Source organism: Pantoea sp. ME81, assembly GCF_903970985.1.
Classification (GTDB): domain Bacteria; phylum Pseudomonadota; class Gammaproteobacteria; order Enterobacterales; family Enterobacteriaceae; genus Pantoea; species Pantoea communis.
This window is the reverse complement of sequence record NZ_CAJCKS010000005.1, coordinates 1-23,811: the sequence shown is the minus strand read 5'-3', so window position 1 is coordinate 23,811 and position 23,811 is coordinate 1. Positions and strand designations below refer to the sequence as shown.

18 protein-coding genes are annotated in these 23,811 nt (G+C 55.0%); 4 read left to right on the top strand and 14 right to left on the bottom strand.

The window, feature by feature from the left end:
- Nucleotides 1-5: 5 nt before the first annotated feature.
- Entirely contained in the window at nt 6-4,892 is a 4,887-nt protein-coding gene (locus H7A81_RS01885; RefSeq protein ID WP_182056577.1) for an alpha-2-macroglobulin, read from the bottom strand.
- Between the two features lie 153 nt (nt 4,893-5,045).
- Here H7A81_RS01885 and sseA point away from each other — a divergent pair, with 153 nt between their 5' ends.
- Complete coding sequence (sseA, locus tag H7A81_RS01880; RefSeq protein ID WP_182056576.1) at nt 5,046-5,888, top strand: 3-mercaptopyruvate sulfurtransferase; 843 nt, start codon at nt 5,046-5,048, stop codon at nt 5,886-5,888.
- Between the two features lie 161 nt (nt 5,889-6,049).
- Here the strand turns inward: sseA and sseB are convergent, their stop codons facing one another.
- The 5 genes from sseB to trmJ form a co-directional block, all read right to left on the bottom strand.
- Nucleotides 6,050-6,817, bottom strand: coding sequence for an enhanced serine sensitivity protein SseB (gene sseB, locus H7A81_RS01875; protein ID WP_166936315.1), 768 nt, complete (start codon nt 6,815-6,817; stop codon nt 6,050-6,052).
- Between the two features lie 180 nt (nt 6,818-6,997).
- A complete protein-coding gene (pepB, locus tag H7A81_RS01870; protein ID WP_166936313.1) occupies nt 6,998-8,284 on the bottom strand; it encodes an aminopeptidase PepB in 1,287 nt (428 codons plus the stop codon).
- Between the two features lie 62 nt (nt 8,285-8,346).
- Nucleotides 8,347-9,516, bottom strand: coding sequence for an IscS subfamily cysteine desulfurase (locus H7A81_RS01865; protein WP_182056575.1), 1,170 nt, complete (start codon nt 9,514-9,516; stop codon nt 8,347-8,349).
- An 89-nt stretch (nt 9,517-9,605) separates the two neighbouring features.
- Nucleotides 9,606-10,103, bottom strand: a complete 498-nt coding sequence (iscR, locus tag H7A81_RS01860) for a Fe-S cluster assembly transcriptional regulator IscR (RefSeq protein ID WP_034825654.1) — start codon at nt 10,101-10,103, stop codon at nt 9,606-9,608.
- A gap of 135 nt (nt 10,104-10,238) precedes the next feature.
- Nucleotides 10,239-10,982, bottom strand: coding sequence for a tRNA (cytosine(32)/uridine(32)-2'-O)-methyltransferase TrmJ (gene trmJ / locus H7A81_RS01855; RefSeq protein WP_034825966.1), 744 nt, complete (start codon nt 10,980-10,982; stop codon nt 10,239-10,241).
- Between the two features lie 121 nt (nt 10,983-11,103).
- On the opposite strand from trmJ, the gene suhB reads away from it, so the two are divergent.
- Nucleotides 11,104-11,907 carry an inositol-1-monophosphatase gene (suhB, locus tag H7A81_RS01850; protein ID WP_034825653.1) on the top strand — a complete coding sequence of 268 codons (804 nt, stop codon included), beginning with the start codon at nt 11,104-11,106 and terminating at the stop codon, nt 11,905-11,907.
- Between the two features lie 42 nt (nt 11,908-11,949).
- Here suhB and H7A81_RS01845 read toward each other — a convergent pair whose 3' ends face one another.
- Nucleotides 11,950-12,933, bottom strand: a complete 984-nt coding sequence (locus tag H7A81_RS01845; protein WP_058959150.1) for a nickel/cobalt transporter — start codon at nt 12,931-12,933, stop codon at nt 11,950-11,952.
- Nucleotides 12,924-13,550: a DUF1007 family protein gene (locus H7A81_RS01840; RefSeq protein ID WP_058959151.1), complete on the bottom strand. Its 627-nt coding sequence runs from the start codon at nt 13,548-13,550 to the stop codon at nt 12,924-12,926. The genes H7A81_RS01845 and H7A81_RS01840 overlap by 10 nt, the downstream gene beginning before the upstream one ends.
- Nucleotides 13,551-13,706: 156 nt before the next feature.
- On the opposite strand from H7A81_RS01840, the gene csiE reads away from it, so the two are divergent.
- Nucleotides 13,707-14,975, top strand: coding sequence for a stationary phase inducible protein CsiE (gene csiE / locus H7A81_RS01835; RefSeq protein ID WP_182056574.1), 1,269 nt, complete (start codon nt 13,707-13,709; stop codon nt 14,973-14,975).
- Here the strand turns inward: csiE and H7A81_RS01830 are convergent.
- Nucleotides 14,972-16,108 (bottom strand): 3-phenylpropionate MFS transporter, encoded by a 1,137-nt coding sequence (locus H7A81_RS01830; protein WP_182056573.1) that lies wholly within the window; start codon nt 16,106-16,108, stop codon nt 14,972-14,974. The two genes, csiE and H7A81_RS01830, sit on opposite strands and share 4 nt — an antisense overlap.
- 286 nt (nt 16,109-16,394) lie before the next feature.
- Nucleotides 16,395-17,648, bottom strand: coding sequence for a serine hydroxymethyltransferase (gene glyA / locus H7A81_RS01825; RefSeq protein ID WP_182056572.1), 1,254 nt, complete (start codon nt 17,646-17,648; stop codon nt 16,395-16,397).
- 338 nt (nt 17,649-17,986) lie between these two features.
- Here glyA and hmpA point away from each other — a divergent pair, with 338 nt between their 5' ends.
- Complete coding sequence (hmpA, locus tag H7A81_RS01820) at nt 17,987-19,171, top strand: NO-inducible flavohemoprotein (RefSeq protein ID WP_182056571.1); 1,185 nt, start codon at nt 17,987-17,989, stop codon at nt 19,169-19,171.
- Between the two features lie 49 nt (nt 19,172-19,220).
- Here hmpA and glnB read toward each other — a convergent pair whose 3' ends face one another.
- The 4 genes from glnB to H7A81_RS01800 all read right to left on the bottom strand — a co-directional run bounded on the left by glnB (nt 19,221) and on the right by H7A81_RS01800 (nt 23,201).
- Entirely contained in the window at nt 19,221-19,559 is a 339-nt protein-coding gene (gene glnB / locus H7A81_RS01815; RefSeq protein ID WP_034825643.1) for a nitrogen regulatory protein P-II, read from the bottom strand.
- 205 nt (nt 19,560-19,764) lie between these two features.
- Entirely contained in the window at nt 19,765-21,096 is a 1,332-nt protein-coding gene (gene glrR, locus H7A81_RS01810) for a two-component system response regulator GlrR (protein ID WP_058959153.1), read from the bottom strand.
- Nucleotides 21,097-21,098: 2 nt separating this feature from the next.
- A complete protein-coding gene (gene qseG, locus H7A81_RS01805; protein ID WP_058959154.1) occupies nt 21,099-21,770 on the bottom strand; it encodes a two-component system QseEF-associated lipoprotein QseG in 672 nt (223 codons plus the stop codon).
- Nucleotides 21,771-21,773: 3 nt separating this feature from the next.
- Entirely contained in the window at nt 21,774-23,201 is a 1,428-nt protein-coding gene (locus H7A81_RS01800; RefSeq protein WP_166936237.1) for a HAMP domain-containing sensor histidine kinase, read from the bottom strand.
- Nucleotides 23,202-23,811 lie beyond the last annotated feature (610 nt).

Genomic DNA, 23,811 nt, shown 5'->3' with positions numbered 1-23,811 from the left:
ACCGCTTAGCGCACATTCAGTTTTTCCGGCGTGGTGCCAATCGCGCGCCACTCCGGCACATACATTGATTCGACCTGCGGAGGCGGCAGACGATAGCTACCCGGCGTCACCGCGCGTGCCAGATACAGCAGCGTGGCTGGTGTGTAGCCATCCAGCGCCAGTGCCGCAACGAAGCGGTCATCGCGGAACTCAATGTGTTTGATGTTGGCTTGCTGCATATCCATCATGCTCTCTTTCAGCGCATCGGCACTGTCGCCCAGACTGGCGCTGCTATCGCTCAGGTTCTGGTTTTCCAGTTCCAGCCCTGCTGGCAGCAAATCCACCACCAGCGCATCGCTCACCCGCTCGCTGGCCGCCACTTTCAACCGCACCACCAGCAATTCACCACTTTTCAGGTTGGTGAGGTCAGCCGGCTTACCGTCGAGGGTGAAATACTCGCGGGTGATCTTCAGCACGTTGCTGATCGGCGACGGTGCTGTTTGCGGATAACCCACCACATTGAGCGTGCCGTAAAGCGGCGAAGTATTGTCGCTTTTCACCGACAAGCCCTGGCGTAGCTGATCTTCGCTGATCCCCATGTTCAGCGTCTGATTGCTGCTCAGCGGTTCGCTTCTGCCCTGCAATGTGGCTTGCCACTGTTCACCTTTGTGCTGCTGCAAGGTGCGAGCGGCGAGGAACAGCGCATTGTTTTCCTGGGTGGAGAACCAGCGCTGACCATGTACCGCTTTCGCCAGATCAATCAGTAATGGCCCCTGCATATCGGGCAGCAGTTGGTTTTCTGTGATGAGCGCAAGAATCAGCGCGCGGTCACGCACCGGGCTGCCGTAATCACCCAACCAACTGTTTGGTTTGCGCTCCAGCCCGATGCCCTGTACCAGCGCCAACTGCGCGCGCTGTTGATCACCCATCAGTTTCAGCGCCACACCCAGTTGCACCAGCGCCAGGCCTGATTTTGCCTGCTCACGCTTGTCGTACAGTGCACGCAATGCACCGAGCGGCGCCTGTTGCTGTCTTGCTAATACCAGCCCGGCGTAAGCTTGCACACTGAAACGCAATCCATCGGCATCGCTGCTCCAGCTGGTTTCTATCTGTGCAGGGTCCTGCAGATAGCGCAGCAAGCGTTCATCGGCGCGGCTGATCACCCCTTCCGGCACGCTGTAGCCCGCTTCACTGGCGCGCAGCAGGAAATCGGTGACGTAAGCCGTCAGCCAGAACTCCTCCTGACTCTCTTTGCTCCACAAACCAAAGCTGCCATTACCGCGCTGCATACCTGCCAGGCGTGCAATACCGGTGGCGACCGACGCCCGGCGTGCCTCATCGGTGCTGGTTTTAATACCCAGCGCATCCAGCTGTGCTTTGTTGGTGAACACCGATGGCCAGATGCCACTGGCGGTCTGCTCAAGGCAGCCGTAGGGATAGGCATACAGCTGGCTGATAAAGCTGGCGATATTCAGCGGCGGACGATTACTCAGCGACAGCTGCCCGGTCAGCGTATCCTTTTGCAGGCCGCTAAAGGCACTCGCCACCACCTGCCAGCTTTGGCCCGTTTGCATCACGTTGTCGAAACTCAGGGTTTGGGCAGGATAAGCCGGACGCACGCCGATGGTCCATTTACGCTCGCTGGGCTCCAGCGTCTCACCCGGCAGAGTCATGCCAGAGACTTTGAGCTGCACCGCCCCCTCACCAAAGGCGCCCTGGGCTTTAACCGGGATTTGCAAGGTCGTGCGCGCACCTTTCGCCAGTTGCACGCTAGAAGTGACAGTGCCGTTCAGGGCGATCAGGCCCTGCGTTGTTACGTCGACTTTTAACGTCTGCGGCTGATCGGTCAGATTGGTGAGATCGAGCGCCAGCGTCGACTGGTCACCGCTGGCCATAAAGCGCGGCGTCGCCAGTTCACTGATGAGCGGCGCGGCCACCACCATTTTGCGCTCCGCTGAGCCGAAGCTGTCTGCGCTCCATACCTGCGCCATCAAGCGTAACTCGCCATTAAAGGCCGGAATCGGGAGATCGATGGTGCCTTCGCCGTTGGCATCCAGCGTGACTGGCTGCAGCTGTTGTGCGACGATCTGCACATCGGTGACCGGCTTTTTACCGCCTCGCGACAGCGCATCGGCATCATCGCCGTCACCACCAAAGCGCAGTGCCGCCAGCTTACCACCGCCTTCGATGAGCTGACCGTAGACATCATATTGATCGGCGTTGTAACGCTTACGGCCAAAGAACGCGTCCCATGGATTTGGCGTTTTGTAATCAGTGATGCTCAACACGCCGCTGTCCACCGCTGACAGCAAGACCTGAACCTGCTTAGGCAACTCGCCGCCTTCACGGCTGGCTTTCACCTTCACTTTGACTGCCTGCTCAGGGCGGATTTTTTCAGGCGCATCCATCGCCAGATTGAGACGTCGCGCTTCGGTCGCCATCGGCAAATGCAGCAGCCCCACTGCCCTTTTCGGCGTGGTGCCGTTGGCTTTATCGCCGTCACGCACCACGATGGCGCTGAGATAGAGATCGTGACGCTTCCAGCTCTCATTTATCGGTACATCAATGGTCGTGCCACCGGCAGGAACGTCGAGCGGCTGCCACCACAGCGTTCCGCTGCTGGATTCCACCATCAGATAGCCTTTACCGGCAGCCGGTGATTCCACCTGCACTTTTGCGGTATCACCCGGTTGGTAGGCGCTTTTATCAATTTTCAGTTTGACCTGATCGGGACGTAACGCGCCGGTGCCGTCGGTGTTGTCCTGCCACCAGTAGCCCGCATTAAAGCGCACGCTGCTGACAATGTTCTCTCCCGCATGCACCTCCAGGCGATAGGTGCCCCACTCCACCGGGAAGCTGATTTTCTGGCTGCCGCCCGCGGTAATAGTGATGCGCTGCTCGTCTTCCTGCAGATCTTTCTGGTCATAACGCGACTGCCAGCCTTCGCTGTCTGAGAAGCTCCAGAAGTAGTCACGGCGTTCGTGGATCAGGCGCACATCCAGATCCTGCGCCGCCAGTTTCTCGCCTTGCGGATTGGCATAAACAACATCAAATTCCGCCAGGCCGTTTTCAGGTACAGTCGGCTCATCGCGGTAACGATCGGTGCGATAGTCATAAACTGACTCACTGTTAAACAGTGGACGGATACCCGGCAGTGCAGGCGCGGGCCAGATCGATTGAGTCGCGCGACGTGTCACCGGACGCCCACCGGTTTCCAGCAGGCTGGCTTGCAGTATCAGGTTTAGCGGCGAATGACTTTCTGCCCAGCTGCTTTCCACGTTGAGCTGCAGTTTGCCGCTCTCATCCAGCTTTTCATCAACGTCATCGAGACTGCGTTTCAGATCTTCAGTGATATCGCCAAATTGATAGCCTGGCAGCGCTGCCACGGCTTCACGCGCCGGGCGCAGGAACAGTTGCCCCTGCAACTCATTACCCGCCGCTGGTGCGCCATACAGATAACGGCCCTCAACATCAAAGGTCACTGTTGCATCAGGTTTCACGGGTTGTACGCTGTTGCTTAGCACCAGCGCCATGCGTTCAGGCAGAAAATCTTCTACGTGGAACGGCCAGCTGCGCGGCTGGTTATCACCGCTGTTAATGCGCAGCGTCCATTCGCCGGTCATGGCTGAAGCCGGCAGTGCAAAGCGCTGCTGGTACACACCGTTTTCCGGCTGCCAGACAAAGGTTTGAGTGACTTCACCATTGGGCTGCACCACTTCGGCTTTGACCGGTTGTGGCGGCAACGGCTTGCCATCGGCATCACGCAGCAGCGCATTAACGATCACCGTTTCACCGGGGCGATAGAGATCGCGCGGGCCGAACAGGAAGAACTGTTTATCGTAACCCTGCGGACCATCAATCGGGAATTCGGCGAGATCCAACGCCGGACGATTGAGATCGATCAGAGAGGTTTGCCCTTTCTGCGTTGCCAGCAGCAACTTGCCTTTGGCGTTGGCGGGCAGGCGCAGATGTCCATTGCTGTCACTGGTGCCACTCGCCAGCTGTTGGCCTTTCTCGTCCAGCAGTTGCACATTGACGTCATCTAGCGGTGCGCCATTGGCGAGGCTTTGCGTAAAGAGTTCCAGTTGATCCGGGAAGCTATGCAGCGATAAACCAATGTCACTGAGCGTAAACAGGGTTGCTGGCTGTGTGTAATTGTAGGTTCCGGCCTGTTTCATCACCGCCAGATAAACACCGGGCTGCTTGAGCGCATCCACATCGCTGAGCGGCAGCTGCATCTTCTCACGCGTGTTGCGGGCCGGATTGAGATCAAAACGTCCACTGTAGACCAGATCGGCATTTTTAAGCAGGTCGCGTGATTCCCAGTACGACAGGTTGTTACCGTAATTCCACTGGGCGAGAAAATCGGCAAGGGCGGCACTTTTTACCCGGAAAAAATCGACATCAATGTTGTTCACATTGAGTGCCAACACCGGTAATCCCTGCGTCAGGCGCAGCGGTAGCAGCGATCCGCGGCTGGCGAAGCCCACCATCGGCTGGATATCGCGGGTGGTCAGTGTCTGGCTGAAAGGGCTGGATAAGGTACTGCCATCGGCGGCCTTGAGGCCGGCATCGACGGTCACCGTTAATTTGCGCGACGGTTCAGGATGGCGGAAGCGTAGCGCCTTGCCATTCTGCGCCAGTTCCCAGCCGCCATCGACTTTACCGCTTTTCTCATCGCTGATATGGACCCGCGCGTTCAAGTCCTGTTTGCTATCGATGGCGATATTGAAGCTCAGCACCAGTGCTGATGCGCCATCCAGTTGCAGCTCGGAAAGGTCGATCACCGAGATCGTTTTCGCCGCATTTTGCACCACAGGCGTATCCTCAGCCTGCGCAGGCAGCAAAGCGCCGCCCAATAGTGTTCCGCCGATCAGCACGCTGAGCAGCAGTCGATTAACGCGTTTTGCCATGGTAAGTCCCTCACCAGCCCCAAAGGTTAAAATAGTGTGCTGCGCAATTTCACATCAACCTACTCACTTTAGCAACGATACCCTTGAGATAGCGTTCACATTCCCGGACACTGGCTCTTTCCATTTTCCGATGATTGAGAAGAGGTTGTTGCGATGACAGCTCCCCTGTTTGTCTCTGCCGATTGGTTAAAAGAGCATTACACCGATAAAACGTTGCAGGTATTAGATGCGCGCATGTTGCCGCCAGGTCAGGAAGCGGTGCGTGATATCCAGGCGGAATATCTGGCAGGGCATTTGCCCGATGCGCCTTATTTCAATATCGAAGCTTTGTCCGATCACACCAGCGCTTACCCGCATATGATGCCGCGCCCGGAAGCTTTTGCCGTGGCGATGCGCGAACTGGGTGTTAATCAAGATAAACATCTGGTGGTTTACGACGAAGGTAACCTGTTCTCTGCACCCCGCGCATGGTGGATGTTGCGCGCCTTTGGCTGCGTCAATGTGTCGATTCTGGCGGGCGGTTTGCAGGGCTGGAAAGCGGCAGGCTTTGATGTCGCTTCAGGCCCGGTTAACCTGCCGGAAGGCGAGTTCGAAGCTCATTACGATCAGGGTCTGGTGAAACGCCTGACCGATGTGTTATTGATCAGCCATGAGGGCGGCGCGCAGATCGTTGATGCCCGAGCGGCTAACCGCTTCAATGCTGAAGTCGATGAGCCTCGCCCCGGGCTGCTGCGCGGACACATCCCAAATAGCCTGAATATGCCGTGGAACAATCTGGTGGTGAACGGCGAACTGAAACCAGCGGCTGAACTGCGCGATTTGTTTGAAAAAGCAGGTATTCAACTGGATCAACCCATTATCGCCAGCTGCGGTTCGGGTGTGACGGCGGTGGTGGTGATTCTGGCGCTGACGTCGCTGGGCGTCCGTGACGTCACGCTGTATGACGGCTCATGGGGTGAATGGGGCAGCCGCGACGATTTACCGATAGAGAAGTAATTTAGCCAACCGATTGGGCTGCTGAGCATAGCAAGGAAGGGGAACTAGCAGGACAAACTTCTGAGTATGACAGTTAAGGTTAGCGGCGCGATTTTCGCGTGTTTCTGCAGCTGCATTTTGGCTGACAGATTCGCAAGATATCGCACCGCTACAAGCGAAGTTTAAATAATCCGCTGACTGCCTTTGAAGTCGCGCAGGAAACTCCCCCAGCGACGCTCATAAAAAGGCGTGATATGGGCGGTGAAGAAGTGGCTGACGCCTTTCTCGTCGACCACCACTTCGCAGATATCAATCGGTGCATCATCCGCCAGCGTATCGGTTGCCACGCTGCCTGCCGCCTGAATAATCTCATCGATATTGCTATCCGCTTCGATACCGATCAGCAAATTGGGTTCTTCCGTGGCGCTCTCACGAATGCTGGCGATATAAGCACGACGCACCTGCTTATACTTGGCAAACAGCTGCGTCAGTGAATCAATCATCTGCGCGGGCGGTTCAGCCACTTCCGACAGAAGCAGCGCATGACCGCCTTCCAACACCGTTTGCTGACTCAGCGCACTACCCTCTTCACCGATCAAATGGGCAATCTCACCCGGTGAAAACTCTTTACCGGCGGGCAGCTTGGGATTGAGGAACAAGCTCTCACCCAGGGTCATTTCAAACAGCGTGCGCGCGGGTAGGCGCAGATAAGGCTGCTCCTCTTTGATTGCTTCCTCCATCGCCTCTTCTGAGGTGAAGAACGGGATAACGCTGCCTCCGCCCTCTTTTTCCCAATGCAGCAACTCCACAGGCGAGGTGGCATCAAACTGCTCTGCAGGACTTTCACCTGGCACCCAAATATCAGATTCCAGCAGTAGTTGAAAGAATTCCGGACGGTGCGCAGGCTCAGTGGCGGCCAGCTTTAGCACCTCTTCAAGACGATTGCTCATTTATCAAGTTCCAAAAAAACGGCAAGCTCATGCATGAGGTTTGCCGCTTAAGCGCTGTTCGGTCGCCATCAATGACGACCCTACACAATACTGATGACGGAAGCACACCACTGGCGGCCTGACGTAGGTTACACATCTCTCTGCGACCCAACGTAAGGTGCGCACTCATGCACACCGATTTTATTTCAGTAACAGATTGGCAATAGTGCGCACACCCAGACCTGTGGCACCCGCTGACCACTGATCCACCGCGCTTTTACGGTAAGTGGCAGAACAGTCAATGTGCAGCCAACCCTGCTGATACTTGCTAACGAAGTAAGAGAGGAACGCCGCCGCGCTGCTGGCACCGGCTGCATGTGCCGGACTCGCGATGTTGTTCAGATCGGCAAAGTTTGACGGCAGATGGCTGCGATGGAACTCCGCCAGCGGCAGACGCCAGAAGGCTTCGTTTTCACCGGTTGCACTGCCCAGCAGAGATTCCGCCAGGACATCGTCAAAGGTAAACAGGGCGTGATAATCGTTGCCCAGCGCCGTTTTCGCTGCACCGGTCAGAGTTGCTGCATCAATCAGTAACTCAGGATTTTGCTCGCTGGCATCAATCAGACCATCAGCCAGCACCAGGCGCCCTTCCGCATCGGTGTTCATCACTTCCACGGTTTTACCGTTACGATAGCGAATGATGTCGCCGAGACGGAACGCGTTACCGCTCACCATGTTGTCAGCACAGCACAGGAACAGCTTCACACGTTTCTTCAGGCCACGCGCAATCGCCAGCGCCAGCGCGCCAGTCACCGTTGCTGCGCCGCCCATATCGGATTTCATCGAATCCATAAACGCGCTCTGCTTCAGGCTGTAACCACCGGTATCAAAGGTGATGCCTTTTCCGACCAGACAAGCATATACCGGTGCATTTTCATCGCCAGTGGGGTTGAAGTCGAGCGCCAGCAGCACAGGTGCGCGGGTTGAACCACGGCCCACGGTGTGAATACCGGCATAACCCTGCTCGCGCAGATCTTCGCCTTTGGTGATGCGATAGCTCACTGCGTCACCGCCCACTTCGCTAATCAGATCGATCGCGCTGTGCGCCAGTTGTTCCGGGCTCAGATCTTCCGCTGGTAAGTTGATGGTGTCGCGCACCCAGTCAACAATCTTCAGACGACGATCAAATTCAGTTTGATCGTTTTCGCTTAATGCTGGCCACTCTACCTGGCGCTTGCCTTTCGGGCTGCGATAGCCTTGCCAGAATGCCCAGCACTTCTCTAAATCCCACTCTTCGCCGCTCAGGGCTACGTGGCGAATCCCCTGACCGTCCAACTTCCGCCCCGCGCGCTGGATGCTCATCAGCGCATCGGCGCCAGTCAGGTGAAGGGTCATGCCACTTTCAGTGCTGCTCAGCAGTGCTTTTTCACCCCAGCGCGCATCGGCGGCCTGGGAGCTGAGCGTAATTGTCATCGGTTGTGTTGTCATCGCGTGGCTCCGTTTGCGTTAGGTGTCACCTTACGCCAGAACCGGCGCAAGGGGTGCATGAATTAGCGGGACGTGGCGGGCGTTAATGCCCGTAAACGACTTACCGCTTTATTGACCAGGTCAATGGCGTAGTCAATTTCCTCTTCGGTAGTGAAGCGTCCCAGCGAGAAGCGCAGCGAGCTGTGTGCCAGCTCCTGCTCAACGCCCATGGCGCGCAGTACATAAGAGGGTTCGAGACTGGCCGAGGTACAGGCAGAACCGGACGACAACGCCAGATCTTTCAGCGCCATAATCAGCGATTCGCCATCAACCTGAGCAAAACTGAGGTTGAGGATATTCGGTGCGCCCTGCTCAAGCGAACCGTTAATATTCACATTCTCTAACTGGCTGATGCCGTGCCACAGACGTTGGCGCATGGCCGCCAGACGCGCCATTTCACTGCTCATCTCTTCACGTGCAACGCGGTACGCTTCGCCCATGCCCACGATTTGATGCACCGGCAAGGTTCCGGATCGCATACCGCGTTCATGACCGCCGCCGTGCATCTGCGCATCGATCTGTAATTTAGGTTTACGACGCACCCACAGCGCACCAATGCCTTTCGGACCGTAGATTTTATGCGCTGAAAACGACATCAGATCCACCGGCAGTGCCGCAACATCAATCGGCAATTTGCCGACGCTTTGGGTGGCATCAACATGAAACAGGATGTCACGCGCGCGGCACAAGTCTCCGAGCGCGGCGATATCCTGAATCACGCCGGTTTCGTTGTTCACATGCATCAGGGAAACCAGCACCGTGTCATCGCGCAGTGCGGCTTCCAGCATCGCAGGCGTGACAATGCCATCGCTGCCGGGTTGCAGATAGGTGACGTCGAAGCCTTCACGCTCCAGTTGCTGGCAGCTATCCAGCACTGCTTTGTGCTCAGTTTGACTGGTAATGACGTGTTTGCCGCGCGCCTGATGGAATTGAGCCGCGCCTTTAATGGCGAGGTTATCAGCTTCGGTGGCACCGGAAGTAAAAACGATTTCACGCGGATCGGCATTGACCAGCTCTGCAATCTGATTGCGCGCCACATCAACGGCTTCTTCTGCCTGCCAGCCAAAACGGTGAGAACGGGAAGCGGGGTTACCGAAGGTGCCATCCAAAGTAAGAAACTGCATCATTTTGGTGGCGACACGCGGATCGGCAGGCGTTGTCGCTGCGTAATCCAGGTAAATCGGTAATTTCATTGCGCTAAAACTCCGTATAAAAAATCATACGTCTTTATAGCACGATTCAGCCCCGGCTGTGTGAACAGCAAGGGCTGAAGGGGAGCGGATTAAGCACGCAGATTAACGTTGATGGTTTCCTGCATACGATGCTGCTGGAAGCGGCGAGTGTCGTTCATGTTCTGACGATCTGCCACATCCAGGATTTCCTGGTTGTTTACCAGTTCAGCCAGCGTGATGTTGTTGAGGAATTCGCTGATGCGTTCGCTCAGGTCACGCCACAAGACGTGAGTCAGGCAGCGCTCGCCGCCCTGGCAGCCTTCTTTGCCCTGGCACTTGGTGGCATCAACAGATTCGTCAACCGCCGTGATCACCGCGCCAACGGCAATCGCGCCAGCATCTTTACCTAACAGATAACCACCACCTGGACCACGAACGCTGGCCACTAAACCGTGCTTACGCAGACGTGAGAATAACTGCTCCAGATAGGAGAGCGAAATGCCCTGACGCTCAGAAATGTCAGCCAGCGGCACCGGGCCCTCGTTTGAGTGCAGTGCAACGTCCAGCATGGCGGTTACGGCATAACGTCCTTTGGATGTCAGTCTCATAGCATACAACCTCGTAAGCGTCCGTCCGGGTATCGGCGGGCTATCTGATGAATTGACGCCAGTCTGCCATTCCTGAGTAAAACGGTCAACTATTTAACCAAGTAATTTACTCAACTATTTAACCAACTGTTTTACTCAACTATTACCCTTATCACCTTTAGGCTTTTGGAACGAAGCCAGCATACCCCGCAGGATATTGAGTTCATCACGTTCCGGGCGCGCGCGGGTGTAGAGACGGCGCAGTTTGCTCATCACCTGGCTCGGGGTGCCTTCGCGGATAAAGCCGCTCTCCAGCATCATCTTCTCAATGTGTTGATAGAAGCGCTCCAGATCGTCCACCAAAGGATAAGGGGATTCTTCTTCTTGCGGTTGTGGGCTGGCTTTCTCCTGCGCATCCAGCCATGCCATACGCACTTCGTAAGCAATGATCTGCACTGCCATCGCCAGGTTCAGCGAGCTGTATTCCGGATTTGCCTGAATGGCGACGTGATAGTGGCACTTCTGCAACTCTTCGTTGGTCAGGCCCACACGTTCACGACCAAACACCAGTGCAACCGGTGCCTGCTGGCCCTCTTCCACGCTTTTGATACCGCATTCACGTGAATCCAGCATCGGCCAGGGCAGCGAACGGGAACGCGCGCTGGTGCCGACAACCAGGCTACAGCCTGCAATCGCTTCGTCCAGCGTATCCACGATTTTTGCATCGCCAATCACATCGCTGGCGCCGGCGGCAAGAGAGATGGCCTGCGAGTCAGGTTTGACCAGCGGGTTGACCAGATAAAGATTGGTTAAGCCCATGGTTTTCATGGCGCGAGCAACAGAGCCCATGTTGCCAGTGTGCGAGGTTTCAACCAGTACGATTCGGATATTTTGCAGCATAATAGTGAGCGGTGAGAAAATGATGGCGCGTAGCCTAGCATAAAAGCAGGACATTTGCTGAACACCCTGATATACTCCGCGCCGTTTTCACCCGTTCTTTAACATCCAGCGAGAGATACCGATGCATCCGATGCTCAACATCGCCGTGCGCGCAGCGCGCAAGGCCGGAAATTTAATTGCCAAGAATTATGAAACCCCGGACGCTGTCGAAGCCAGCCAGAAAGGCAGCAACGACTTCGTTACCAATGTTGACCGCGACGCAGAACGTCTGATTGTCGAAGTGATTCGCAAATCCTACCCGCAGCACTCCATCATCACCGAAGAAAGCGGTGAACTGGCGGGTGACGATCAGGACATTCAATGGGTAATCGATCCGCTGGATGGCACCACCAACTTCATCAAACGTTTACCACACTTCTCTGTATCTATCGCTGTGCGCATCAAAGGCCGCACCGAAGTGGCTGTGGTTTACGATCCAATGCGTAACGAACTGTTCACCGCTGTTCGCGGTCAGGGCGCACAGCTGAATGGCTACCGTCTGCGTGGCAGCACCGCGCGTGACCTGGATGGCACCATCCTGGCAACCGGCTTCCCGTTCAAGCTGAAACAGCACGCAACCCCTTACATCAACATCGTCGGCAAACTGTTCACTCAATGTGCTGACTTCCGTCGCACCGGTTCTGCTGCGCTGGATCTGGCTTACGTGGCCGCTGGCCGCGTGGACGGTTTCTTTGAGATCGGTCTGAAGCCATGGGATTTCGCTGCGGGTGAACTGCTGGTGCGTGAAGCGGGCGGCCTGGTGACAGACTTCACCGGCAACCATGGCTACATGATGTCAGGTAACATCGTTGCAGGTAACCCACGCGTTGTGAAAGCTATGCTGGCGACCATGCGTGAAGAACTGAGCGAAGCGCTGAAGCGCTAAGCACAAAAAAGGCGGATATCATATCCGCCTTTTTTTACGCCGTTAAAACGGTCGTAACCCGCTACTCATCATCGGCTGTGCGCTTTGCCACAGTAACCACCCTGCCAGTACCAGCAGAATCCCACCTGCTAATCCTAATGCCGGCATAATGATTTTCGCCCCGTGCGACATTGCACTGTTTGCCCCTAGCTTTTCAGCTAATCGCCGCGATCGTTGAACTAATAAGCCCATTGCGGAGACCGTGACCGCCGTACCGATGGCCATGGCCACCGCCGAGGCCACACCCCACGCATAAACACCAATCACCTTAGAAAACAGCAGCATCATGATGGCGCCAGAACAGGGACGCATGCCCATGGAGAACACTACCAGCGCCTGGGTTTTACCGCTCACCGCGCGATCCATCTGTTCAGCACTCGGCAGATGCGCATGACCGCATCCGCAGTGTTCATCATGCTGGTGATGTGGGCGAATGGCGTGAATCTGAATCTTCGCCGACGCGGGACGTAATAGCGGAAGTAATGTACGCAGCGCACGCCAGCCGACCCACACGCCCAACGCCATCACCAGCAGATAACTGCCCTTCTCCAGCCAGTAACTGCCGAGATGCATTTGCCGCGATGAGGTTTGCAATACCACCAGCATCACTGTGACCAAACCAATCGCCACACCGCCTTGTAACAGTGCGGCCAGTAGCGTCAGTTTCATGCTGGTTTTCAGCTTCGCGGGATGCGTCGCCAGGAAGGTGCTGATCACCACTTTACCGTGCCCTGGGCCCAGCGCGTGCAGCACACCATAAGCCAGGCTAAAAAGCATTAAAGTCACGCCCGCCTGCTGAGGCTGGTCAGCGACTTGTTGCAGGAGTTGGGTCATTTCGCGATTGAGGACTTTCTGCCATAACACGCTTTGCAGCAATATTTGCGACCAGTGCTGCCACAGGGTATATCCGGCAGCAAGCATCACTATGGCCAGCAACCAAAGCGGCCACAGTCTGCGTGAACGAGAAGGCAGAGAAATCAATGACATGTCAGGGTCACCGTCTGCGCGAATTGCTGGCCGAGATCCATGTCTTCCGGCGGCGCATCGGCTTTATCCAGCGACAGCGCATATTGCTTGAGCGAGTCATCCGGTTTGGGGGTGTGTAAGTCTATCTGGCAGTGTGCTTTTACGCCGTCGTCCATGGTTAATGCCTGTGGGTTATCGTAATACATATCAACAAAGTAGCTCGGATCGAAGGTCTGAATACGATACTGTTTCGCACTCAGCGACTGGGGTTCGCCAAACGGCACAATAAACTCCAGCACTGCTTTGTTGCCGTTGCGCGACAAATTGTACTCTTTGGGCAAATTCAGGAACTTCACCCGCGTTTTGTCCTGCCATACCTCTGAGAAGTAATGTTGCCCCAACACGTTCGCCATCACCTGCGCCGCCAGCTTTTTCCATACCACGTCACCGGGTTTCGCTTTGCCGGCATCGTAAAGCAGATCGGCTGAAGTAATTTCATCCATGGTCCACACCATTTTCATGCCTGTCAGGTGATCGTTTTCGCTGACAAACTCGTTTTTCATATCGATAAAGCTGTGCGGATGAGACCAGGCTGCAGCGCTGAACAACAGCGTAAAAGGAATGAGTGCAATTTTCATGTGTTATAAAGTAACAATTCTCAAGTGAAGATTATACTGGTCCAGAAAAACTGTGACCCGCCTAAAAGCTCTGAGCAAAAGTCACGACAAAGTGCAGGGTTACCGCGTGGAGTTAGCTATTCTTAGCTCAAAAATGACCCGCGGATAATACTATTGATGAGTTCTGCACCTTCATCTGCACCACTCTTCAGCCGTGCCCAGCGTCGTTGTCATCTGCTATTGCTACTGTTTCTGCCTGCTCCCGCGCTAACGCTTGAAAAGCTCTGCCAGTTAAATGGTGTTGATCCTGCCGTTGCCCGACAGGATATCGCGGATGTCGGTGATGAGATACAGCGCTTCCATCAACTGGAGTTACACCAGATGGTGGATGGCAGCTTCCGCATACATGGGACGGAACTGGACAGGCGGCTCTGCCTGATCCATTGGCTGCGACGCGCGCTGCGCCTGTCGCAGGATTTCGTCTGCGAACATTTTGCTCCCGTGCTGCGTCAGCGCCTAAAAGTCCTCAATATCGAAAAAGCGCTGTGGGATGAAACCAATCTGCAGGCGTTAATTCAACATTGTAGTCTGCGACTAAACCGCGATTTCACGCCGCGCGACCGCCTGTTCCTGCAAATCTTTATGAAGTACGCGCTGTGCCAACGGCAAAATGCACTGTTTAATGAAAAACAGCGGGCATGGCTGGCAGCAAAAACCGAGCGTGCTGCCGCAGATGATGTGATCCACCACTGGCAGAAACGCTGCCATTTAGCGCCGGACGTTAGCGAAACCGACTTCTGGACGCTGCTGTTCAGTTTGATTCATGCGCCGGATGGGAATCAGCTTGAAGACCACCAGGCGCAGCAGCTCATGCTGGCCGTAGAAGCGTTAATCGCCCGTTTTGAACAGCTGGCGCAGACACGCGTCAAAAATCAGCACGAGCTGAAATTGCAATTATTCACGCATCTGGCGCAAGCGCTGGATCGCAGTCACTTTGCCATTGGGATTGATAACAGTGTGGCATTGGACGTGGCGCGTCTTTATCCACGTTTACTGCGCACCACCGAACGCGCGCTCTACCACTTTAGCAGTGATTTCGGCACGGAATTCAGCGCGGAGGAAGTGAGTCTGGTGGCAGTGTTGTTCGGTGCCTGGCTGATGCAGGATAGCGCACTGCAGGAGAAGCAGGTGCTGCTGTTGACCGGCGCGGATGCGGCAATGGAACAATTACTGGAGCAGCAAATCCGTGAGATAACGCTGCTGCCAATCAACATCACTTATCAGGATATGCTGCACTTTCAACGAGAAGGTGCACCGCGTGACGTGGCGCTGGTGATCACACCCTACGCCACATCGTTACCGTTGTTTTCACCGCCGCTGATCCACGCCGAGCTGCCGCTAAGCTATCATCAGCAGCAACGCATTCGTCAACTGCTGGAAGCTTAAGCGGCGCGCGGACGAAGGAACAATGCAGGAAGCGCCACCAGTGCCATCACCCAGAACAGATGTCCCTGTAAATGGGTAAACAGCACACCGCTGAGCATCGTCATCACGGCAATCCCGCCGCCCATCGCCAGTGCAGAGTAAAGCGACTGCAATCGAATCACCTCGGCCCCTTTGCGCGCGGCAATAAAGCGCATCGCTGCCAAATGGCATACGGTGAAGCTGCCACAATGCAAAATCTGAGCAGCAATGAGCAGCGGCAGCGCGGTGCTGGATCCCAGCATCACCCAGCGCACTAACGCACAGCAGCAAGAAAGCAGCAGCAAGTCGCGGGCACTCCAGCGACGGAACAGACGATTACTCAGCGCGAAGATGACGATTTCCGCCACTACGCCCAACGACCATAGATAGCCAATCACCGATGCGGAATAGCCTGCTTCCTGCCACCAGATAGCACTGAAGCTGTAATAAGCTGCATGTGCCCCCTGCATTAGCGTCACGCATAACATAAAGCGCCAGACCGCGTTCTCCCGTAGCATATCGCGCCACGCCGTCCAACCGCCGCTTGCCCCCTGCCGCACATCACCTTGTGGCCGGTTTTTGGGTACTAACATCATGCCGCTAAGCATGGCCAGCAAGCCCACACTCAGCAGTGCCAGAATCGCCTGTGATGACCAGGCACTCACCAGCATCCCCGTCAGCGCAGAGCTAATCACAAACGCCAGCGAACCCCATAGCCGCACCGGGCCATAAGCCAGACCAATTTGCTGCGTCCAGGTCGCTGCCAGCGCATCGCTGAGCGGCACCAACGGCGAGAAAAACAGGTTGAAGCCCACCATGACCAGTAACAGCCATAACCATTGGCCGCCAAACCAGAAACCTAACGCAAACAGGCACGTCATCAATGCCAGCAGCCGCAACGCCAGAATCAGCTGAGAAGGGTTTTTAACCTGCGAGGCGATCAGCAGGCTACCGACAAATCGCGCCACCATGCCGCAACCGAGCAGTAAGCCGATTTTTTCAGCGTCCAGGCCTATGCCTTTGAGCCAGACGCTCCAGAAAGGTAAGTAGATGCCATAACAGAAGAAGTAGGTGAAGTAGCTGAGTCCCAGCCATCTGGCCGATCCGATGGTCATTTTGCCTCCCACAGGCATGTCAGCTGCGCCCGCAGCCCATTGGGCCGCTACTTTGTCAGAGGCTTGAACAAAAGTGAAATGAAAGGTCGGGGAATCGCTTTTTCTGCGACAGGCTTCGTATCGGAAATCGTACCTCAGACGCCTTAATAACAAGGTCTGCGTGAACGCTTCATGTGCGGTGTGTGCGGTGTGTGCGGTGTGTGTTGACTCTATACAGCATGGGTCGCGTGCATAAAAAAAGGATGGCAAGCGCCATCCTTTTTAATCACATCAGCATGGTGCCAAATCAGGCATATACAGGCAGACGCGCACAGATATCGAGTACCTTCTGCCTGGTGCGCTCGATGGTCGCTTCGTCGTTGATGTTGTCCAGCACGTCAGCGATCCAGCCAGCCAGCTCACGCACGTCTGCTTCCTTGAAGCCACGACGTGTCACTGCAGGCGTGCCGATACGCACACCGGAGGTCACGAATGGGCTCTTCGGATCGTTAGGTACACTGTTTTTGTTCACAGTGATGTTAGCACGGCCCAGCGCGGCATCCGCTTCTTTACCGGTCAGGTTTTTGCTCACCAGATCGATCAGGAACAGGTGGTTATAAGTACCGCCTGAAACGATGTTGTAGCCACGCTCCAACAGAACTTCAACCATTGCTTTGGCGTTTTTAGCCACTTGCTGCTGGTAAGATTTGAACTCTGGCTCCATTGCTTCTTTGAACGCCACCGCTTTACCCGCGATCACGTGCATCAATGGACCACCCTGACCACCCGGGAACACCGCGGAGTTCAGTTTTTTGTACAGATCTTCGTCGCCGTTTTTCGCCAGAATCAGGCCACCACGTGGACCCGCGAGGGTTTTGTGGGTGGTTGAGGTCACGATGTGAGCATGCGGAACCGGGTTCGGGTAGACATCAGCGGCGATCAGACCGGCAACGTGTGCCATGTCAACGAACAGGTAAGCGCCCACGCTATCAGCGATTTCGCGCATTTTTGCCCAGTCGCACACGCCAGAGTATGCAGAGAAACCACCGACGATCATTTTTGGCTTATGGGTTTTTGCCAGCTCAGCCAGTTCGTCGTAGTTGATTTTGCCGGTTTCGTCGATGCCGTAAGGGATGACGTTATACAGCTTGCCTGACAGGTTCACTGGTGAACCGTGCGTCAGGTGACCACCGTGCGCCAGGTTCATACCGAGGATGGTGTCGCCCGGCTGCAAGAGCGCAGTGTAAACCGCGAAGTTAGCCTGTGAGCCAGAGTGCGGCTGTACGTTGGCAAAGTCTGCGCCAAACAGCGCTTTCGCGCGATCGATTGCCAGCTGCTCAACGATATCAACGTATTCACATCCGCCGTAGTAGCGTTTGCCCGGATATCCTTCGGCATATTTGTTGGTGAGCTGTGAACCTTGCGCCTGCATAACGCGTGGGCTGGTGTAGTTTTCAGAAGCAATCAGTTCGATGTGCTCTTCCTGACGCACCTTCTCTTGCTCCATAGCCTGCCACAACTCGGCATCATAATCGGCAATGTTCATATCACGCTTTAACATCCGGCATCTCCTGACTAGCTAACTTTTTTAACGGCAGTTTAGGCCCCGGCAAGGGGCGAAGGCGAACAGTGTAAACGGTTTTGACAGGTGACGGTAGCGCCAATCCCCTCTTTTTACGCAAACGATTGGCACGGCGCTGGAACGGGTTTTTTACGCCTTTTTGCAATCCTGTAAATCACGATATTTGCTCACGCTGGAGAGGAATATTTTTCAGGTTTGTGGGCCAGCTTCCAGCTTCAGCACTTAACCCGCAATCAAAACAGGGGATTTACAGGCTGGATGAACGATCATAAGATGCATTTTAAATACATGTTTAAATTCACTGTGAGGCATTCACCATGCTTGATGCGCAAACTATCGCTACCGTAAAGTCTTCCCTGCCCGCTATTGCTCAGCTTGGCCCGCAACTCACTGGCCACTTCTACCAACGTTTGTTAACGGCACATCCGGAACTGAAAAACGTCTTCAACATGAATAATCAGCGCAGTGGCAATCAGCGTGAGGCGCTGTTTAATGCCATTGTCGCGTACGGCAGCAACCTGGAGAACCTGGCGGTGCTGCTGCCGGCGGTAGAGAAAATTGCACAGAAGCACACCAGCCTGAATATTCAGCCCGCGCAATATGCGGTAGTCGGTGAAACGTTGCTGGCCACCATCGAAGAGTTACTCAATCCCGGCGATGACGTCTTACAGGCGTGGGGCAAAGCTTACGGGGTGCTGGCGGATGTGTTTATCCAGCGTGAAGAGGCGATTTATTGCGCCTCAGAAGAGAAAGTCGGCGGCTGGCGTGGCGCGCGTGACTTCCGTATTCGCACCATCAACACTGAAAGCTCAGTAATTAAAAGTTTTGAGCTGGTACCTAACGATGGTCAGCCCGTCGCCGATTTCCTGCCCGGACAATATCTGGCTGTTAGTCTGCGACCTGAAGGAAGCGAAAATATCCAGCATCGCCAGTATTCACTCACCCATCTACCTAACGGTAAATCCTATCGTATCGCAGTGAAGCGCGAGGAACACGGCAGCGTTACCGGTTGGCTGCACACCCATGCGAAGGTCGGTGATATTGTGCAATGTGCTGCACCGGCGGGGGATTTCTATTTGCAAACAAAGGGAACCGCGCCGATCACGCTGATTTCTGCCGGTGTGGGTCAAACTCCGATGCTGGCAATGTTAGCCAGCCTGGCTGAGCAGCAGTATGCGGGCGCGGTTAACTGGCTACATGCGGCCGAATGTGGTGCACAGCATGCTTTCGCGGATGAAGTGCAAGCCACAGGTGCTCGCCTGCCACATTTCACCAGCCATATCTGGTATCGCGAGCCGGAAAGCGTGGACAGTGGCCGTTTTGATGCGCAGGGATTCATGGACCTCGCAGGCATCTCCAGCCAATTGAATCAGGCCGACCGCCAGTTCTGGCTCTGCGGCCCTCTGCCATTTATGCAGTTTGTCGCGCGGCAGCTGGTCGATGCCGGTATCAGTGCCGATCGTATCCATTATGAAGTTTTTGGCCCGCACAAAGTGCTGTAAACAAAAAAGCCTGCATCATGCAGGCTTTTTAACAGGCTAACGAAGGGGCTTAGATCGCCTCTTCGTCCTCTTCACCGGTACGGATTCGCACCACGCGCGCCACGTCGAACACAAAGATTTTGCCGTCGCCGATTTTGCCGGTCTGCGCGGTATTCATAATGGCTTCAACGCAGGTGTCGACGATGTCATCACCGACCACCATTTCGATTTTCACTTTTGGCAGAAAATCGACCATGTACTCCGCGCCACGATACAGCTCAGTGTGGCCTTTCTGGCGACCAAAGCCCTTCACTTCACTGACCGTCATCCCGGTGATGCCCACTTCAGCCAACGCTTCGCGCACATCATCGAGTTTGAATGGTTTAATAATTGCATCGATCTTTTTCATGACAGATCCTTTTTTCACTCCCTCCATGATGGACGGATAACAAGTAGTATATACCCGTCCTGCTTCAAGTTGCAGAGGGGTTGGCGGCTCTCTTTTCCCCAAATCGCTTGAAGAAGTAAGCTCATCGGGATGCTTTCGTTTGCCGTCTGACTGCAACTCAAATTATTTGGGGTAGTCAATGGATGAATCAATATGCCGCAGCAAGCTACTCTTTAAATTCACTGGCGTCCAGCTCATGGCGTGACAGCAGCTTATAGAATTCTGTACGGTTACGTCCAGCCAGACGCGCAGCGTTGGTGACATTTCCTTTGGTCATTTGCAGCAATTTGCGCAGATAGTTGAGCTCAAATTGATTACGTGCCTCAACAAAGGTCGGCAGCGCGGTGTTTTCACCCGCTAACGCCTGTTCAACCAGCGCATCCCCGATCACGGGTGACGTGCTCAGCGCGACACACTGCTCAATCACGTTGACCAGCTGCCGCACGTTGCCAGGCCAACTGGCCCCCACTAAACGTTTCATCGCATCCACAGAGAAGCTGCGCACGAAGGGTTTATGGCGTTCGGCCGATTGGCGCAAGAGATGGTTCGCCAACAGCGGAATATCCTCTGCACGTTCATGTAGTGCGGGAATCTTCAGATTCACCACATTGAGGCGATAGTAGAGATCCTCGCGGAAACTCTTTTTCTCCATCGCTTTGGGCAGATCGCGATGCGTGGCCGAGATGATGCGCACGTTGATATCGACATCCCGATTACTGCCCAGTGGACGCACTTTTCGCTCCTGCAAGACGCGCAGTAGTTTGACCTGCAACGCCTGTGGCATATCACCAATTTCATCAAGAAACAGCGTGCCACCCTCCGCCGCCTGAAACAGCCCTTCACGCGCACTCACGGCACCGGTGAAAGCCCCTTTGGCGTGACCAAACAGCTCAGACTCCAGCAGTTGCTCCGGTAGCGCACCACAGTTAATGGCAATAAACGGCTTGTTTGCACGCGGGCTGGCGGCGTGAATCGCCTGCGCCAGCACCTCTTTACCGGTACCGCTCTGGCCGTTAATCAACACGCTAACATCGGATTGCGCCACCATGTGCGCCTGATCCAGCAAACGCAGCATCAATGGATTGCGTGTTACCACGGCCTCACGCCAGGTGTCATCGCTGACCGGCGCGCGCTGTGCCAGCGCTTCATCAATGGCTTTATACAGCGCGTCACGATCCACGGGCTTCGTCAGAAAACTGAACACCCCCTGCTGCGTAGCGGAAACCGCTTCGGGGATCGAGCCGTGCGCCGTAAGAATGATCACCGGCAAACCCGCATGGCGTTTCTGTATTTCGCCAAATAACGCCAGTCCGTCCATTTCATCCATACGCAGATCGCTGATCACCAGATCAACTTTCTCTTTCTGCAACTGGCGCAGCGCATCCGGGCCACTTGCGGCGGTGGTCACCTGATAGCCTTCACTGCTTAAGCGCATGCCAAGCAGTTTAAGCAGGCCGGGATCATCATCCACCAGCAGTAAACGTGCAGACTGTTTCATGGTCACTGATCCTCACTTTGTGCATCACTGGCGCCGTGCGATGTATCGCTGCTGTCCGCCGGTTTACGGGACGACAGCTGGCGTTCGATGTCAGTTAAGCGCTCAAGCTTACGCTGAGTCTCCTCCAGTGATTGACGCAGTTTGGTTTGCTGCTGGCGCAGGCTATCCAGCTCAGTATCGTGGCTTTGCTGGAGTGCAGCATAGCGGCTGCGTTCACCGCTTAACGCCAGCTGCGCCGCCTGATTGCTACGCCACAACATTAATAACGGACGCACGGAGGTTGGATAGGAAGCGCTGTAACCGTCTAGCGTATCGACGAACTGACGGCGCTCAAAGGGCGTCACATTGCCATTTGCCAGCAGAATGCCTTGTTTAAAAGCACGCGACCAGCCTTGTACTGGCCAGCGTCGTGCCTCAGCCCGCGCTTCCGCTGGGGATAAACGCTCACCACAGTCGATAGCACGCTGCCAGTAAAGAGGGTTGCTCATGGCTGTTGGCGTTTCAATCTTCCACACGTTTTGACAATCGGTCGCCAGATAATCAGGCAGCCGCACTTCTGGCTCAGGAAGATTGGTGCCATCGTGTAACGCGCTGCCCGTGGACGGTGTCTGGCAGGCACTCAAGCCAAATGCCACCAACGCGCAGCTAAAAAGTTTAATCAGGGTGTGTTTCATTAATCAGGCATTCCCGGCGCTGGTCGTCAAAATGATTCGAAAACAGACATCCGCATCCTTGCGCGTTACCAATTGCAAATCGCCCTGCATCCTGCGCAGGCAATCTTTGGCGATGCTTAACCCCAGCCCGCTGCCTTTAACTGGCCCTTTGCGCTGCTGGCTGCCCTGAAAAAAGGGCTCAAAAATCATCGCCTGCTCTTCGGCCGGAATCGGTGTGCCGGTGTTCGCCACCTCAATCCACACCTGGTTGCCTTTCTGTTGGCTCTGCAGCCAGATGTTACCGGATTCGCTGCCGTAGTTCACGGCGTTCGAATAGAGGTTGTCGATGACCCTTTGCAGCAATGTTGCCTCTGCCAGACAGTGCGCCACCTGAAGATCAACATGGGTGGTGATCTGACGTGCACCGGCGGGCAATGAATGGATTTTAACGACCGCATCAACGATGTCATGGATTGCTACCGGCTCCAGCGCCATGGGGCCATCCGCCAGTTTGCGGTTGTAATCCAAAAGTTGTTCGATGAGACGCTGCAAATGGCGGCTGCTGGTATCAAGAATCGCGACCACTTCTTGCTGTTCCGCATTGAGCGGCCCAGCCACCTGATCGGCCAATAATTCCGTGCCCTCTCGTAAGCTGGCAAGCGGGGTTTTCAGTTCGTGTGAGAGATGACGCAAAAATTCATGACGCTGCTCTTCCAGCCAGCTCAAACGCTCGCTCAGCCACACGATGCGCTGGCCAAGAGAGCGGATTTCACGCGGACCGCGAAAACTGACGCTATCGCCAAGCGCTTTGCCTTGCCCCAGTCGGTTAATCATCCGTTCTACGCGTTTAACCGGGCCGATGATCATGCCGGTAAACAGCAGCACCAGTGCCAGACTGATCAGAAACAGAATCAGCGCCTGCCAGCCGAAAAACTGGCCGCGATCGGCGATTTCGCGCTGAAGCTGCAAGCCACGCGAAAATACCACTTCACGCGTCGCCTGCACCATTTGCGCATTGGCATCAGAAAAATGTTCGAGGGCCGTTGCGGCTTTTGCCACTGGGTTACCGTTGTCGCACTGCACGCTGGCGAGCTGCGGCAAGGTTTCCTGCAGCGCTTTGAAGGAAGGAAGATCCGGCAGGCTATCTGCATGGCTGGTGAGCATCTGACCGTATCGCGTCCACTGCGTCTGATAAAGCTTTTGCAAGGTGGCATCCCCTAACACGCAATATTGACGATAACTGCGCTCCAGCTCGAGCGCCGTGCGCGCCATCGCTTCGCTGCGGCGTACGTCGGTAAAGGTATTGCGATTGGTATCTGCGGCCTGATTACTCAGCGCAGACAAACTTTCCCAGGCTTGCCACGCCAGCACCAGCAATGGCAACAGGACCAGCAAAAAAGCCATCAAGACTAACTGCCGCAGGGATCGGGGAAACAGACGCCATCTCTTCACTACCGCGCATCCTTTAATGTGAGCTGCTGGCATGCTAACGAAGTATCAATAGGGAAGAAAGTACCGAAAGGAAAACGGCAGCCCTTTTGGGCTGCCGTGAGAGCGACGCCGCAGCATCGCTTGCAAAATAGGTGGAGCCTAACTCAACGTTGCGTCCGATGCTTGATAACGTTGCAAAGCAAGCGATTATCGGTTGGGTGGACGGCAGGCTCCGTTTGGTGCGTCATTCGAATTTTATGAGCTCAACCGCAATGCGGGGCAATCATAGACAGGAGAATGAGCAACGCTGTAAGTATAGCAACTATCGTGCCAAAAATGAAATAGCATTGATTATCAGAGTAATGCGAGGTGTGACGCATTTTTTTATGAAAAAGCGGACCGGCTGGTCTGACGAAAGTGTCGCTGATCAGCAACGAGTTAGAGGATGAAAAATTGATCCAATATAAATCAATAATTTAAATGTCACCATTTAGCGACACATCAATATCGTGTTTGTCGCTAATTTCCGACAATTTTGCGAGCCAGCCAAAGTAGGTCATGGCGTAATGGATTGAGTGAGTAGTGAGTAGTGAGTAGTGAGTAGTGAGTAGTGAGTGAGTGAGTGAGTGAG

Coding starts and splice junctions, on each gene's coding strand:
- glyA (WP_182056572.1), bottom strand. CDS start 17,648: ATGTTAAAGCGTGATATGAACATTGCCGATTATGATGCCGAGTTGTGG.
- qseG (WP_058959154.1), bottom strand. CDS start 21,770: ATGAAACACACCCTGATTAAACTTTTTAGCTGCGCGTTGGTGGCATTT.
- pepB (WP_166936313.1), bottom strand. CDS start 8,284: ATGACAACACAACCGATGACAATTACGCTCAGCTCCCAGGCCGCCGAT.
- csiE (WP_182056574.1), top strand. CDS start 13,707: ATGAGTTCTGCACCTTCATCTGCACCACTCTTCAGCCGTGCCCAGCGT.
- H7A81_RS01845 (WP_058959150.1), bottom strand. CDS start 12,933: ATGTCATTGATTTCTCTGCCTTCTCGTTCACGCAGACTGTGGCCGCTT.
- sseA (WP_182056576.1), top strand. CDS start 5,046: ATGACAGCTCCCCTGTTTGTCTCTGCCGATTGGTTAAAAGAGCATTAC.
- glnB (WP_034825643.1), bottom strand. CDS start 19,559: ATGAAAAAGATCGATGCAATTATTAAACCATTCAAACTCGATGATGTG.
- trmJ (WP_034825966.1), bottom strand. CDS start 10,982: ATGCTGCAAAATATCCGAATCGTACTGGTTGAAACCTCGCACACTGGC.
- sseB (WP_166936315.1), bottom strand. CDS start 6,817: ATGAGCAATCGTCTTGAAGAGGTGCTAAAGCTGGCCGCCACTGAGCCT.
- H7A81_RS01865 (WP_182056575.1), bottom strand. CDS start 9,516: ATGAAATTACCGATTTACCTGGATTACGCAGCGACAACGCCTGCCGAT.
- hmpA (WP_182056571.1), top strand. CDS start 17,987: ATGCTTGATGCGCAAACTATCGCTACCGTAAAGTCTTCCCTGCCCGCT.
- glrR (WP_058959153.1), bottom strand. CDS start 21,096: ATGAAACAGTCTGCACGTTTACTGCTGGTGGATGATGATCCCGGCCTG.
- H7A81_RS01830 (WP_182056573.1), bottom strand. CDS start 16,108: ATGACCATCGGATCGGCCAGATGGCTGGGACTCAGCTACTTCACCTAC.
- H7A81_RS01885 (WP_182056577.1), bottom strand. CDS start 4,892: ATGGCAAAACGCGTTAATCGACTGCTGCTCAGCGTGCTGATCGGCGGA.
- H7A81_RS01840 (WP_058959151.1), bottom strand. CDS start 13,550: ATGAAAATTGCACTCATTCCTTTTACGCTGTTGTTCAGCGCTGCAGCC.
- suhB (WP_034825653.1), top strand. CDS start 11,104: ATGCATCCGATGCTCAACATCGCCGTGCGCGCAGCGCGCAAGGCCGGA.
- iscR (WP_034825654.1), bottom strand. CDS start 10,103: ATGAGACTGACATCCAAAGGACGTTATGCCGTAACCGCCATGCTGGAC.